The sequence below is a fragment of the Alteromonas sp. AWJ4_197 genome, from assembly GCF_056160285.1.
On record NZ_JBSWWW010000003.1, the window covers coordinates 129630 to 143673 of the forward strand.

The window sequence follows — 14044 nt, forward strand, 5'->3', positions numbered from 1 at the left end:
TTAATTTTTAGTAATCTACATAGCCTGATGTTAACTGGAAATCAGTATCAAAACACATCAGACTAATTTTCCCGAATTTCTTAAGGCCCCCATGAAGCTTACTCACAGTTATGCCAGCGCACTGTCATCCATGGTTTCCCCTGTAAAACCGGCAGTGCTTAAGCAACAACAATTGCGCCTGGTGAACCGGCCACTGGCGGCACAATTGGGCCTGCCTGAGGCATGGTGGACAGATAATCACATTACCACGTTACTGGCGGATGAAAGCTCAGCACTTTGCGAAAGCGCAGTGGCTCAGAAATATGGTGGTCATCAGTTTGGCCAGTGGAACCCTTTTCTTGGCGACGGCCGCGGCTTACTGCTGGCAGAAGCGGTGGATACAGAAGGCAAAGTAACAGACCTGCACCTCAAAGGCGCCGGTCCGACACCTTATTCCAGAGGCGCAGACGGCCGCGCGGTATTACGCTCAACGATCCGCGAATACATTGGCGGCGAAGCATTGCATGCCCTTGGTATTCCCTCATCACGAAGTTTGTGCCTCTTCAGCAGCGCAGAAACCGTTTTCCGGGAGCAGCCGGAACAGGGAGCGATGATGATCCGCACCTGCCCAAGTCACATACGCTTCGGGCATTTTGAATACTTCTTCCACAGCGGCGAAAAAGACAAGCTCAATGCACTGTTTGACTACACGTTGGCTACCCACTTCCCGGAATGCCTCGATGCTGCAAATCCTCATCTGGCCCTGCTCACGGCCATCACTTTACGTACCGCACGGCTGATTGCGTTGTGGCAAACTCACGGTTTTGCCCATGGCGTGATGAATACCGACAATATGTCTGTGCACGGGATTACCTTTGATTACGGGCCTTACGCATTTATGGACGGGTTTAAGGCTGATGCCGTCTTTAACCACTCTGATCATCAGGGACGCTACGCATTTGATCAGCAACCTGGTATTGGCCTGTGGAATCTGAACGTACTGGCGCACTGCTTTTCTGACCACTGCTCCGTAGACGAAATCCGCTCTGCTCTGCAACGCTACGAACCGGCGTTTATCAGTCAGTTCGGCAATGCGATGTGCCGGCGGATGGGACTGGAAAGCACCTCTCCCTCTTCCATGCCTGTGGTTAATCAGTGGCTTAATATGCTGGAACAACAACTGTCAGACTACACATATTCTTTCAGAAAGTTAGCACTTACAAATCTCTCAGACATTAGCTGTCAGCTACGTGATGATTTTATTGATCGTGAGACATTTGATAACTGGTGGCAAAATTACCGCTCATTACGGTTTGAACAGTCGACGCAGCCTGAGGATATCCGCCCGTTTAATCCGGCGGTGATCCCGCGAACCCATCTTCTACAACAAGCCATTGAAGATGCAGAAAGCGGCGACTTTACAACCTGTGAGCAATTGCTGGAGGCATGTATTTCGCCCTTCGATACGCGATGGGACAGCCACCCTTTCAGTACACCATCAAAACAAACCCGCGGAGGTATGCTGTCGTGCAGCAGTTAACAGCAGAAGCTCTGAAACAACAAGCCAAAAGGCAGGACGAACTTATTTTACTGGCGTTTCCCCTGCCTGATACACCGGCCAGAGCAACCCAATTTGCTAACCGGTTAGGTGCACTACTGGATGCTGTGCCTCAGCCTCCTGAATGGGGCGCTGATCGTATGCAGGTTATTTATTCTGCCGGAGAATTACGTTTTCTCCTTTGCATTGAATGGTTATGTGATGCCATGTGGCTGGAGCCCGCTGGCGGCGTCGCGAGTAATACAGACACTTTATGGCAGCACATCAACTCAAAATAGGATTCGTGATCCTGCAAGGTTTGTATTAGTATAAAAAACAATCAAAACAAGATGGTGCGAGCAGGGAATGAGACGTGCTGAGCGGGCGGGAGCCGGCAATTTTTTTGTCACAGTGTTACTGATAATAACCGGGCTGTTGTTCAGTCCGCTGTGCAGTATTGCCGCCGATAAACTTCTATCCCGCGATTTTGTGTCAGTCAACCTGAATGCCGAAGTACCGGTTTATGTTGCCGGCGACAACCTCACCCCCTCAGAAGCCCTGAAGAACCGCTCAAACCTGCCTGTCAGCGATTCATTAATGCCCCTTGAGGATGGCGAGGCGTTATGGCAGTTCATTGATGTCCATTCCGTTCTCGACCGTGCGTCGTCACTGGTAGTCAGTATTGAAAAGCCCGGCGTTGATGAGGCCGGTGTTTACACGCTGGACGCCCGTGGCAACCTGCTAAGCGCCACGGTTCTAACCGCTTCTGAACCGGTAGCAGAGTATTACCGGCAGGGCGCACTGGTTGTTCCTGTTACGTTACAGGCTGGCGTCACCACCACACTGGCCGTCAGGTTGAAAGATCATGGCTTCCGCGCATTTCCGGTGTATTTGTGGGACACCCAAAAGCTGGCGGAGCGGCAACAAAATAATTTACTTCTTTTCGGCCTTACCACAGGTTCACTGACCGTGCTGTTCGGCTATTTCTTGCTGACCTGGTTGTATAAACAGACCCGCAGCAGATTCTGGCTGTCAGCACTGGCCGCAAATTGCCTGTTAATTCTGGTCTGGGTACAAGGGGAACTGGTTACTACCAGCGGCCTGCAACAACACTTTGAAATTATATTCACTCTGTTGATGCTGATGGTATGCTTTGTTCTTTTGAAACTGACCCGCCACTTCTTCACCCGTGTGCCTCAGCGCGTCCATCTTCTGCAAAGTATCGCCCTTGGCGCACTGGCTATTGCCGCACTGGCATTAGGTAATCCGTTATTCACGTTCAGTACAGGCTGCTTTGTAATGCCTGCATTTACCACTCTGTTTGCCCTTGAAGCACTGATATATCGCGATCGCCGTATTCCGTCCCTCACCTTCATATACCTGCTCGCCTGGGGGCTGTTCATGGTGGCGTTTACCCATTGTTTTTCTAACATGGTAAACGGGATATCTTTTGACGATGTTTCACCGGTCATGGAAATCCTTATCGTGGTGCTGTCGGTGATGGCACTGGGAATTGGTGCTGAAATACAGGAGCGCACGGTAAGTGATGATCAGCTCTCTACCCAGCGCCGCCGGATATCTGATCTCCAGCGCTTTTACGATCTGTTCCGCACTGCCGCAGAAGGGCTGTATACCTCTACCCTTGATGGCAAGCTCAAAACGGTCAACCCTGCTATGTGTGCCGTATTTGGCTATGACAGTGAAGGCGATATGCTCAAATCTGTCACCAACACAGCCACCTTCTATGCAGATGAAAATGACCGTAAGGCGCTGGTCGCCGAGTTGCTTGAGAAAAATGTGATTCTGGGAAAAGAAATCCGCGGTACCCGGGCTGATGGCAGTGAGTTCTGGTTTTCACTCTCCTGTCAGTTAAAACGGGAAAGTGATGATATTTACCTTTACGGTTCGGTATTTGACATCACCAGCCGCAAAGAAATGGACTTAAGCCTGCAATACCTCGCCAGCCACGATTCCCTCACCGGCGCGATGAACCGCAGAGAATTTGAATTGCAACTGGCCAGCGCGATGCAGGCACGTACAGAAAACTCTCCGCCGGTTATCCTGCAATACCTCGACCTGGACAGATTTAAAACAGTGAACGATACCTGTGGTCATAAAGCAGGTGACAGACTCATTAAAGAAATTGCCAGCTTGCTGAAATCCACATTAGGCAACCGGGGTCTGCTGGCCAGGCTGGGAGGCGATGAATTTGCGGCTTTATACACAACTGAAACAGAAGAATCAGCATTCTTGTGTGGTAACAAGATGCTGAATGCGGTGCAGGCTTACCGGTTTGTATGGGATAACCAGGTATTTAACCTGGGTGTCAGTATCGGCATGGTGAACAGTGATCAAATCGATGCCAGTGCGGAGCATCTGTTAAGTCTGGCAGATAATGCCTGTTATATGGCCAAGCGGAACGGCAGAAATTGCATACATCAGTTAAAAGGCAATGATGAAGCGCTGCAACGTTACACCGAAGAACTCGACTGGGTAAAACGCATTCAGTCTGCCCTGCAATCCGGCGGCTTTGAACTTTATTACCAGCCGCTCATGCCTCTGCAAACGGAAGCCGGCGGTGATTACTTTGAAATTCTTGTACGTATGAAGGGGGACCGGGGCCAGATCTACGAACCGGCGGCATTTCTGCCAACAGCAGAAAGATACGATCTTTCTCCCCTCATCGACCAGTGGGTTGTTACCCATACGCTCAGCTGGCTGGGAGCGCATCCCGTTCAACTGGCTAACCTTGCCCAGTGCAATATTAATTTGTGCGGCACGGCACTGGCAGATGAAAATCTGAAACTGCAAATCCTGAAAGCCTTTGAGCAATACAATGTGCCTTACAGTAAAATTTGTTTTGAAATTACTGAAACTGCCGCCATTGTGCAGATGGACAGAACATTAGAATTTATCCGCACCTTTAAACAGTTAGGCTGTAAATTTGCCCTTGATGATTTTGGTACCGGATTCTCGTCCTACGGCTATTTACGGGATTTGCCTGTTAATTGCGTGAAAATTGATGGCAGCTTTGTTCAGGACATGCATACCAGTCCGGTGAATAAGGTACTGGTGTCGTCTATCAATGATGTGGCCAAGGCCATTGGCATGTCGACAGTCGGCGAATACGTAGAAAGCGCGCTGGCGATGGAATCCCTGCGTGCCATTGGTGTGGATTTCGCTCAGGGTTTTGCAATTGCTCACCCCGCTCCGCTGGATAATTTTGTCAGGTTGTGATACTCAGCACTAATCCATAAACAATTGCTATAATGCTCAGGCGCTAATCTTGTAAAATAGCGCATCATCCCCACATTATCGTGGATGTAACAGCAGGCATAGAAGTGCAATGACCAGTAAGCAACCGAAGTACGAATATATCAGTTCCGCCAAACTCCCTACCCGTATGGGTGAATTCCGCATTCACGGCTTTGTTGAATTAAGCGGACAGGAACATGTGGCATTATCTTACGGCTCGTGGAAAGAAAGCGACACCGTACCGATTCGTATTCATTCAGAATGCCTTACCGGTGATGCTTTATTCAGTACACGTTGCGATTGTGGCTTCCAACTGGAAAAGGCCATGCAAAATATTGTCGACCACGGTTTCGGTGTGATTCTGTATTTGCGCCAGGAAGGCCGGGGTATTGGCCTATTGAATAAAATCCGCGCTTACAACCTGCAGGACAGCGGCATGGATACCGTAGAAGCGAATGAGCATCTGGGTTTTGATGCAGATTTACGCAGCTACGATATCTGTAAACTCATGCTGGATACACTGAAAATCGGCAAAGTAGAGCTGATGACGAATAATCCCCGCAAACTGAAAGCGCTGGAAGACTTAGGCGTTGAAATTGTTGCCAGAAAGCCCATCGATCACGGCGTGACAAAAGACAACAAACATTACCTGAAAACAAAAACCGAAAAGCTCGGCCACGTTTTCGACCCTCACATGTTCAAATAATTCTGACAAACCTGAACCACCCGTAACGGGTTGGTTCAGGTTTGGTTAATGTATAACCGGCTATAACGTTTCATATACTGACTACATTCCGTGACATTTTGCGGAATAACGGAGTGACTATGAAACCTGTTACCTTTGCCGTTATCGCTTCTCTGGCTGCCGGAACCCTGGTACTGCCATCCACAGCATTCAGTGCTGAAACACAGCAGATACAGCAGCAGAATGCGACCTATACCGATGCTGAACTCGACAGTTTGCTGGCGCCGGTTGCCCTCTATCCGGACACCATTCTTACCCACATTCTCATTGCATCCACTTATCCTCTGGAAGTGGTGGCTGCTGACCGCTGGCGTCAGGCTCATGCAGAAATGGACAGTGAGGAAGTGGAAGACGCAATTGAAGATTTCAACTGGGATCCCAGCGTTAAAGCAATCGTACCTTTCAGCGACATACTGCATACTTTAAGCAATGATCTCGACTGGCTACAGGCCCTTGGCGACAATGTACTAATCAGTCAAAGCCGTGTACTGGCCAGAGTTCAGGTATTGCGTCAGCACGCACTGAATGCCGGCACACTGACAAACAATGAATATCAGCGCATTAAGCGTGACCGTGAAGTGATTGTTATTGAACCGGTACGCAAAGAAATTGTGTATGTTCCCTACTACGATACGCGGGTAGTTTACGGCAGCTGGTGGCATCCGGCCATCGCCCCTGTGTACTGGCATCACCCTGTTCACTACCATCAAACCGCGTCTTTCTACTGGAATCCCGGGATCCGGCTGTCTACTACCTTCTATTTCGGTGGTATCAGCTGGCACGATCGCCATGTGATTGTTACCCGCCGGCCGGTGAAGCGCTTTTACTATGGTAGTGACATCAAGCGCTCTTACAGCCGTGATTATCAGCCATGGCAACATAGTGCGGAGCATCGCCGGGTGCGCTATTCAGACCGTGTCGTAAGCACGAAAAACACCCGTTACATCAATGACGCCCGACCTGTGAGGCATAAAGTGGACTACAACAGTTCTACCCGCAACGCGCCTGCAGTAGCAAGCCGCTCTGTTGTTAACAGACAGGAGCCGGTCAATCAGAAACATGTGAAACAGTATACCGGCAATGAAACAGTTAAGCGCAGTACTCCGGACAAACAATACCGTCAAATTGAGCCACGGGCCAAAGGACCGGAGACTAACAACATTGTACGCCAGTCGCCGGACGTAAAGCGCTACACGCAGCCGGTACAGCAGGAACGTCAGGTTAAACAGTACAGGGCTCAGAACAGCTACGCCGCACAGGGAAATGGCAAAGACGCAGCCGTGAGCAGAAATCAGTATGCGGGGAAAAATAATGTCTCCCGCCAACAACCGGCTCCACGGCCGCAATATCATCAGCAAAGCCGGGAGAAAGTAAGTAACGGCGCGAGAATGCGGGACAAAGATTAACGCCGCGTTTTATTAATAAGGGCTCAGTCCGGCTGCAGCCCTTTTTTGTTTTCTTCAGCCTTCACCGTGACGGCTTACAAACACATCAACAAAACGGGCGGCGGAGGATTCATCGATATTAAAATAGAGCGATGGCTCAATGAGTTCCAGCTCCATAATTGCCCAGCCTGAATCAGTCCGGATGAGGTCGACTCTCGCATACAAATAGCTGTCAGGCATAGCATTGAGTGCTGCTTCACACACACTTAGCATGCCAGCATCAGGGGTAAAAGCGGATAACCTGCCACCGTGCTCTTCCTGCACCCTGAAGTCTCCTTCCTGAGGTTGCTTCAACAAAGTGTGACTGTACTGCCCGCCAAAGTAAAAGAGTGAGTACTCACCCTCGCCGGTAACACTTTGTAAAAAAGGCTGCACCATTAACTTACGGTTATGAAAAAGCTCACTCAGTTGAGCGGTGTAGTTTGCTGCATCACGACGATGAATGCGAAACGTATCGTCAGCATTAGCGCTCAGCGCCGGTTTGATCACCAGCTCGTCTGTTTCGAATACTTCAAATTGCTTAACAAACCAGTCTGCCGAAAAAGAGTCTGCCCAACTTGTAGGCACTACCGGTACGCCCTGACTTTCCAGCGACTGCAGATACGTTTTTTCAATGTTCCACTTCATGAGAGACAAGGGGTTGTGAAGCGTGGCCTGTGAAGCTTCAATGCGCTCAAGGCACGCCATAAATCCATCAGGATCCTGCTGATAATCCCAGGGACTTCGCACAATCACATGGCTAAATCTGTTCCAGTCCACGGATCCATCCCGCCAGGCAACGGTTTCAACATCGTAGCCATGTGCGTTGAAATGAGGGATAAGCATTTCATCGTAAACGAAGAAATCTTCAAGGGCCGACGTATCCATTGAAAGAAAAGCAATCACAGACATAACTACTCCGTCCGGACAGATTAAAATTCGATAACCAGCTGACCACTTTCCACACGCATATCCCGTGGTAAACGGTTACCCAGTATGGACAGGTTCAGATCTTTAAAATTCACCAGCAGGATCACCGGTGCAGACTGCCCTTTAAGCTGTTCAGCCCAGCGCAGGATGTCCTTCTCATTTTCCAGTGTGCTGCTCAACACGTTAAAATCATCCAGTTTGGGGCGGATGATCTGCAACTCGCCTTTACTGCCGTCATAAAACAGTTCACCACTTAATCTGGCTGCCGCTTCCATCTTCTGACCGCCCTGCGTACCCAGCAAATTCACTTCTACAGCCACGTTATTATCAGCTTGCAGAAACAATGACGGGTCGCTGATAACAACCTTCATATCCTGGTAATACTGTGTTTGCGGAAAGGTCATCCGCACAACCTGATTCAGGTCCTGCTGAGACAAACGAAACGTAAATGCCTGTGCCTGCGTAACAAAAAACATCATTGCTACAGTTAACGCAAAGGTGAAACGGGTTAGATTACGCATAAGACCTCGTGGTAAATTTAGCTCGCGCTACTTTAACACAGACGCAAAAATTAACGCAGCACAGGGAGCCCATATTACGACGGGTACAGCATTTTTAACCGCTTATATTATTTCAGCAGACGGCCACGCCCGGGCGCTTGAGCAAAACGAGCTGACAAAGCCCTGCCAGCCTGATGAATACAAATGGGTGCACGTACAAAGTGACGTACTTGACTCAGCGGCTATTCTGGCAGATTTATCAGTAACCAGTGCCATCAGTGATGCGCTGTGCGCACCTGAAACCCGCCCGAGGGCTATGCAGCTGGATCATGGCGTGCTGTTGTCCTGCAAGACGAGTTGAGAAACCGGATTGCTGACCAGCAAGGAATGCGAATGTATGTACTGTCCATGGTCACCGCCATCTTCCTGCCACTGTCTTTTCTTACCGGCGTATTCGGCATGAATGTAGCCGGACTGCCGGGGACAGAATCTCCGGGCGCGTTTACCCTATTGATGAGTGCAATGGAGCAGTACACATATGCGTACTATGCTATGCGTTAATTTGATCTGGCGCACATCGTTAACAAAAAGTTAACCTATACTCAGTGCGTAGATAGTTACATTGAGGACGCCCCATGCAATATCCCTGGATTCTTGACGGTCACAGAATCTTTCGCATTATATTGCCAGTACAGTTTGCGCTTGCTGTTGCAATCGGCTTGTATACCGGCGAACTGTTACCCGCCTTTATCTTCGGCTTACCTATTGTTGCACTGCCGCTATTTTTCAGTTTTACCCAACCGGGCTCTCTGCTAAGCCGGGCGACAATCGCCATTGCCGTGCAGCTGATGACAGCGCTGCACATTAACCAGACCTTAGGCCTCATTGAGTGGCACTTCGAAATATTCGTTCTTCTGGCCATCCTTGTCGTATTCCGCGACTGGCTGGTAATTGGCATTTCTACCGCCGTTGTTGCGGTTCATCACATCGGCTTCTTCGTACTGCAGACTCAGGGAGCGGGTGTTTTCATCTTTGAAGAAGGGCACATCACGTTCTTCATTCTGGTTTTACATGCCCTGTTCGCTATTGCTGAATGTGTGGCACTTATGTATGTAGCCAAACGCTCCCACGACGAAGGCGTCAATGCGTTTGCCCTCAGTAATACCGTGTCTCAGGTACTCGCACAACGGGACAACATTGACCTGACTATTAAAATCCCGCAGGACAACAAAGGCATCAGTCAGTTTGCTGATTTGCTCATGCAAATTAAGTCTCTGGTAGCCAACGCCCGCCAGTTAACTGACAAAGTGGCCTCGTCCAGTGAAGTCATAAAGTCAGCCACGGTAGAACTGAGCCGTACCAGTGCCGAAAGTGCCAATGAGGTCAGCAGCGTTTCATCCGCCTCTGAAGAAATTGCAGTGTCGATGCAACTGACGACAGAAAGAACCCAGCTTGCCAACGATAAAACCAGTCAGGCATCCTCACTCACCGGCGATTCAAAGCAGGCCATAGATGCGACGGCAAGCTCCATCGCCTCACTTAAGAGCGTGCTCACTCAGGCAGCGAAAACCAATGCCGAACTCAATGAACGGTGCAGTAACATTTCAGATGCCATGCGCTCTATCACCGCGGTAGCCGAGCAAACAAACCTGCTGGCACTGAACGCGGCAATTGAGTCAGCCCGCGCCGGCGAACATGGTCGCGGCTTCGCTGTGGTAGCAGACGAAGTTCGCACTCTGGCAATCCGCTCGAAAGAAAGTGCGGATGAAATCACCACCATTACCGAACAGTTAGTTGCCAGCACCGCCAGCTCCGTGGAGCAGATGCAGACCTGCATTACTCTGGTAGACAAGGCCGTAGAAGATTCCTCCAATGCCAGCTCAGCCATGTCTGAAATTGAAGGACAAATTACGTCGGCCTCTGAGCACATGACTGAAGTGGCAAGTTCTGCCGTTGAACAGGAAGCCGCTTCCCAGTCTATTGCGGAAAGTACGGCGAAGATGCACGAACTGTCTCAGGAAGAAGCCGCCACAGCAGCGCAACTTGAGCAACAGGTAGTACAACTTTCTTCACTATGCAGGGACATGCAGGCAGCCATACAGAAATTCAGCGTATGATGAAGGGCAAAGCCAGCTGGCTGTTGATGATTGTCTGGCTTTGCGTACTAATGACCGGTCTGTGGGTATACGGCGGGAATCAGACAGTCCCTTTTGATCCCGACCTTACCCTCACGTCCGCTTCGCAGGACAAAGACTTCGATACACGTTTTGTTTCTGAAATGGCAAAGGCCGGCATCACTCCCGGCACCATCGTTCACTTTGAAGCAGACACGCCTTGTTTCTGCAATTCCCTGAGCCGGCAGCATCAGAAAGAGCTGACAAACCTGCTGCAGGATAGTGGCTACGATTTTAAAACACTTAACATCAACGAATATTCTTCGCTCGTTGCTGAAATCCCCAGCTTTCCAGCCGTTGCCGTCATCGACAGTAAAAACCAGCTCCGGTATCTGGGTGCTTATGCAACAGGACTCGGCTGCTATACCGGCGATGATCTTGTCACCACTATCGCCGCAGAAGTACAAAAACCGGATTTCAACGGCGCCATGCTGAACATAGCCGGCGAAGGCTGCTATTGCGCAGTCAGAAGCTGACGGCGGAGTGGTGCGCAGAGCGGGGAGCAAAGTAACCCGCAAAACTCGCTGTAAATCCATCCCTGGAAGCTCGGCAGCCGCATCCATGCGGCTGACGGTTTTGCGGGTTACTTTGCTCCCTGCGGCTCTTTACGAACACCAGGCAGACTAACTTTCTGTAAAGAGTTTTGCAGGCAACACCTCTCCCCGCTAGCGAAAACGACCACCGATGCTAATCAGAATCACGCGCCGCCGGTTTCGTTTGCGTCGCCCTGTAAGCCTTTAATGTGAGCGACAACGGAGCGGGCCAGGGCACTGTGGTTGTAACCACCTTCCAGTGTGCTCACGATTCTGCCGTGGCAACAGGCATCAGCGACTTTTCGCAGTTCTGCGGAGATCCACTTGTAATCGTCTTCCCTCAAGCGTAAATGCGCCATGTGGTCTTCTGCATGGGCATCGAACCCTGCAGAAATCAGGATCAGCTCGGGTTTATAGTTCTTCAGTGCATCGAACCAGTAAGACACTTTTTCCCGGAATGCTTCACCTGTCGCTCCGGCGTCCAGTGGCACTCCGAGAATGTTGCTGGCAGAAACCGGTGCGCCGCTATGGGGATAGAACGGGTGCTGGAACGATGAGCACATCATAATGCGCTCATCGCCGGCAATAATATTCTCCGTGCCATTACCGTGGTGTACGTCAAAATCCACAATGGCTACCCGGCTTAAATCATATTGCTTTAATGCGTAACGGGCGGCGACAGCAATATTGTTAAACAGGCAGAATCCCATGGCCGATGCGTATTCTGCGTGGTGACCCGGCGGGCGCACGGCACAAAATGCCTGCCGGTCTTCTCCGTCCATTACCCAGTCTACAGCGTCTATGCCGGCACCGGCAGCATACAGCGCAGCGCTCAGCGTAATGGGGGTCATACCGGTATCGTCTTCCACCCACACCAGACCCGTTTTCGGCGAGCGTTCAAAGATACTGTCGACATAGTAGGGGTCATGAGCTAAGACCAGGTGTTCCTTTTTGCAAGGTTTGGCATCGGCATGCTGGCAGGTCATTTCCAGGCCTGACGCCAGTAACTGATCGTCGATGGCATACAAGCGGTCCGGGGATTCCGGATGGTCATGCCCCACATCATGATGCAGGCAATCCTTGCCGCGAAATATCCTCACTGTCACGCTTCATCCTCCAGTTTCAATTCCAGTTCAACATCGCTGGGATCACTGGAAAACAGGCGCTTAAAATTAGCATTCTCGAAAATCGCAATCATCGGCTTATTTTCAGCCCGCACATAGGCCAGCATGCGACGCATCTTTCTGGCTTTGGCGATATCAATCAGGCGGGACAACAGCAACTTAGCCATGCCCTTCCCTTGCTGATTTTCACGGGTAACAAATGCCGCTTCGCAGGAATTATCTTCAGGATTAAAGTAGAACCGGCCCACCGCGTGAATCGTGATCCGCGAACCTTCCTGACGCACAATACATAAGGCCGCATCAGTGCGCTGATCCACGCTCACCAGATTACAGGATTTCTCCCGTGACATTTGTTTAGGGTCATAGTTGTAACGCAGGCGCAGCGTCTCTTTCGTATGGGAATAGAAAAACTCCTGAAGACGGCGTTCATCTGCCGGATTCAGCGGCCGCAGATAATAGGTCTCCCCCTGAATCACCAGTTTTTGTAACTGAATTGCGCCCAGTTCAGGAATATCCGTAGGGTACTTTTCCTGATAATGGGGCACCCAGTAATTCTTGCGGACCTCTTCCAGTAACTGCCCCCTGAATTTCGGGTGCGCCACACGGATAAGCTCCATGGCCCGTTCGCGGATACTCTTGCCCCGCAAAGACGCCACGCCGTATTCAGTTACCACGTAGTGTACATTTCCGCGGCTGGTCACCACGCCCGCCCCTTCTGTGATACAGGGCTTTATACGGGATACCGTTTCGTTTTTTGCCGTAGAAGGTAAAGCAATGATGGGCTTACCGCCTTTACTCATAGATGCGCCGCTGACAAAATCCACCTGCCCGCCAATGCCGCTGTAAAAATCGTAACCAATGGAATCAGCCACCACCTGTCCGGTGAGATCCACTTCAAGAGCACTGTTTATGGCTACCATTTTGTCGTTTTTGGCGATGTTGGTAGGCTTATTCACATAACTGCTGGGGTAAAACTCAATATGCGGGTTGTTATCAATGAAGTCATATAGTTTGCGGGTACCGATAGCAAAACTGGTCACCACTTTGCCAGGGTGAAAAGTCTTCTTCCGGTTGGAAATCGCACCGGACTCAATCACTTCAATAATACTGTCTGTGAGCATTTCACTGTGAATGCCCAGGTCTTTATGGTGCAGCAGGTACTTTAATGTGGCGCTGGGAATTTTACCGATGCCGAATTGCAGGGTTGAGCCGTCTTCCACCAGCATCGCCACATATTGCCCAATCCTTTCAGTAATACTGTCTATGGGTGGCGGGGCTACCTCAACCAGCTCCTGGTCCGCCTGAATACATGCTGTAATTTCGCTGATATGAATATAGGAATGTCCTGATGTGCGCGGAACAGACTCATTGATTTGCGCAATCACAATATCGCAATGCCGGACAGCCGACATACATATATCCACCGATGCACCTAACGAGCAGTAACCGTGCTCATCCGGCGGACTCACGTTGACCAGCACCGCATCCAGTTGCAGTGTGCCGTCAGTAAACAGACTGGATATTTCAGATAAGAATACAGGCGTGTAATCAGCCCTTCCTTCATCCACAGCACGGCGCACTTCTTCGCCGCCAATAAAAAAAGTGTTTACCTTAAATAGTTGCCGGTGTTGCTCCTTTGCCCAGCGTGTGTCGCCCAACGCCAGCATGTGCACCATTTCAATGTCACTGAAGCCTGTACTGTGATCGATAAGATCCTGAATGAGAGCATAAGGTACAGAGGCATTACCGCCTACAAATACACGACAGCCCGATTTGATGAGTTGGTTCCATACCGGTTTTGGAGGTAAAACCACAGCCATGTCAGCATTCTCCGCATCAATAC

General features: G+C 50.2%; 12 protein-coding genes and 1 pseudogene. 9 read left to right on the top strand and 4 right to left on the bottom strand.

The genetic code is table 11. The features are described from left to right. Positions 1-91: 91 nt before the first annotated feature. From ACXAGC_RS07180 to ACXAGC_RS07200, 5 genes are all read left to right on the top strand, one after another. Positions 92-1519 (top strand): protein adenylyltransferase SelO, encoded by a 1428-nt coding sequence (locus ACXAGC_RS07180; protein ID WP_474843645.1) that lies wholly within the window; start codon positions 92-94, stop codon positions 1517-1519. Next, positions 1507-1815, top strand: coding sequence for a hypothetical protein (locus tag ACXAGC_RS07185; protein WP_474843646.1), 309 nt, complete (start codon positions 1507-1509; stop codon positions 1813-1815). Before ACXAGC_RS07180 ends, ACXAGC_RS07185 begins: the two co-directional genes overlap by 13 nt. Before the next feature lie 67 nt (positions 1816-1882). Next, positions 1883-4753 (top strand): EAL domain-containing protein, encoded by a 2871-nt coding sequence (locus tag ACXAGC_RS07190; RefSeq protein ID WP_474843648.1) that lies wholly within the window; start codon positions 1883-1885, stop codon positions 4751-4753. Between the two features lie 109 nt (positions 4754-4862). Next, on the top strand, positions 4863-5477 hold the full coding sequence (gene ribA / locus ACXAGC_RS07195) for a GTP cyclohydrolase II (protein ID WP_474843650.1): 615 nt from the start codon (positions 4863-4865) through the stop codon (positions 5475-5477). Positions 5478-5596: 119 nt separating this feature from the next. Further along, positions 5597-6922, top strand: coding sequence for a DUF3300 domain-containing protein (locus ACXAGC_RS07200; protein WP_474843652.1), 1326 nt, complete (start codon positions 5597-5599; stop codon positions 6920-6922). A 54-nt stretch (positions 6923-6976) separates the two neighbouring features. On the opposite strand, the gene ACXAGC_RS07205 is transcribed toward ACXAGC_RS07200, so the two are convergent. Beyond that, a complete protein-coding gene (locus ACXAGC_RS07205) occupies positions 6977-7852 on the bottom strand; it encodes an ATP-grasp domain-containing protein (RefSeq protein WP_474843654.1) in 876 nt (291 codons plus the stop codon). Positions 7853-7872: 20 nt separating this feature from the next. Beyond that, positions 7873-8391 carry a YceB family lipoprotein gene (locus ACXAGC_RS07210; RefSeq protein WP_474843656.1) on the bottom strand — a complete coding sequence of 173 codons (519 nt, stop codon included), beginning with the start codon at positions 8389-8391 and terminating at the stop codon, positions 7873-7875. On the opposite strand from ACXAGC_RS07210, the gene ACXAGC_RS07215 reads away from it, so the two are divergent. The 4 genes and pseudogenes from ACXAGC_RS07215 (at position 8369) to ACXAGC_RS07230 (ending at position 11020) form a co-directional block, all read left to right on the top strand. Next, positions 8369-8731, top strand: a complete 363-nt coding sequence (locus tag ACXAGC_RS07215) for a hypothetical protein (RefSeq protein ID WP_474843658.1) — start codon at positions 8369-8371, stop codon at positions 8729-8731. The genes ACXAGC_RS07210 and ACXAGC_RS07215 overlap by 23 nt on opposite strands. After that, positions 8704-8931: pseudogene (locus ACXAGC_RS07220) on the top strand (CorA family divalent cation transporter); the annotation flags it as partial. The gene ACXAGC_RS07215 and the pseudogene ACXAGC_RS07220, both read left to right, overlap by 28 nt. Before the next feature lie 74 nt (positions 8932-9005). After that, a complete protein-coding gene (locus tag ACXAGC_RS07225) occupies positions 9006-10487 on the top strand; it encodes a methyl-accepting chemotaxis protein (protein WP_474843660.1) in 1482 nt (493 codons plus the stop codon). Further along, on the top strand, positions 10484-11020 hold the full coding sequence (locus ACXAGC_RS07230) for a DUF6436 domain-containing protein (protein WP_474843662.1): 537 nt from the start codon (positions 10484-10486) through the stop codon (positions 11018-11020). Before ACXAGC_RS07225 ends, ACXAGC_RS07230 begins: the two co-directional genes overlap by 4 nt. Positions 11021-11241: 221 nt before the next feature. On the opposite strand, the gene ACXAGC_RS07235 is transcribed toward ACXAGC_RS07230, so the two are convergent. Next, entirely contained in the window at positions 11242-12183 is a 942-nt protein-coding gene (locus tag ACXAGC_RS07235; RefSeq protein WP_349583351.1) for a histone deacetylase family protein, read from the bottom strand. Beyond that, on the bottom strand, positions 12180-14021 hold the full coding sequence (locus ACXAGC_RS07240; protein WP_119503259.1) for a GNAT family N-acetyltransferase: 1842 nt from the start codon (positions 14019-14021) through the stop codon (positions 12180-12182). Before ACXAGC_RS07240 ends, ACXAGC_RS07235 begins: the two co-directional genes overlap by 4 nt. Positions 14022-14044 lie beyond the last annotated feature (23 nt).

Excerpts from the sequence above, each read along its gene's own strand:
- ACXAGC_RS07200 (WP_474843652.1), top strand. The coding sequence starts at position 5,597 with ATGAAACCTGTTACCTTTGCCGTTATCGCTTCTCTGGCTGCCGGAACC.
- ACXAGC_RS07210 (WP_474843656.1), bottom strand. The coding sequence starts at position 8,391 with ATGCGTAATCTAACCCGTTTCACCTTTGCGTTAACTGTAGCAATGATG.
- ACXAGC_RS07180 (WP_474843645.1), top strand. The coding sequence starts at position 92 with ATGAAGCTTACTCACAGTTATGCCAGCGCACTGTCATCCATGGTTTCC.
- ACXAGC_RS07230 (WP_474843662.1), top strand. The coding sequence starts at position 10,484 with ATGATGAAGGGCAAAGCCAGCTGGCTGTTGATGATTGTCTGGCTTTGC.
- ACXAGC_RS07240 (WP_119503259.1), bottom strand. The coding sequence starts at position 14,021 with ATGGCTGTGGTTTTACCTCCAAAACCGGTATGGAACCAACTCATCAAA.
- ACXAGC_RS07190 (WP_474843648.1), top strand. The coding sequence starts at position 1,883 with ATGAGACGTGCTGAGCGGGCGGGAGCCGGCAATTTTTTTGTCACAGTG.
- ACXAGC_RS07225 (WP_474843660.1), top strand. The coding sequence starts at position 9,006 with ATGCAATATCCCTGGATTCTTGACGGTCACAGAATCTTTCGCATTATA.
- ACXAGC_RS07205 (WP_474843654.1), bottom strand. The coding sequence starts at position 7,852 with ATGTCTGTGATTGCTTTTCTTTCAATGGATACGTCGGCCCTTGAAGAT.
- ribA (WP_474843650.1), top strand. The coding sequence starts at position 4,863 with ATGACCAGTAAGCAACCGAAGTACGAATATATCAGTTCCGCCAAACTC.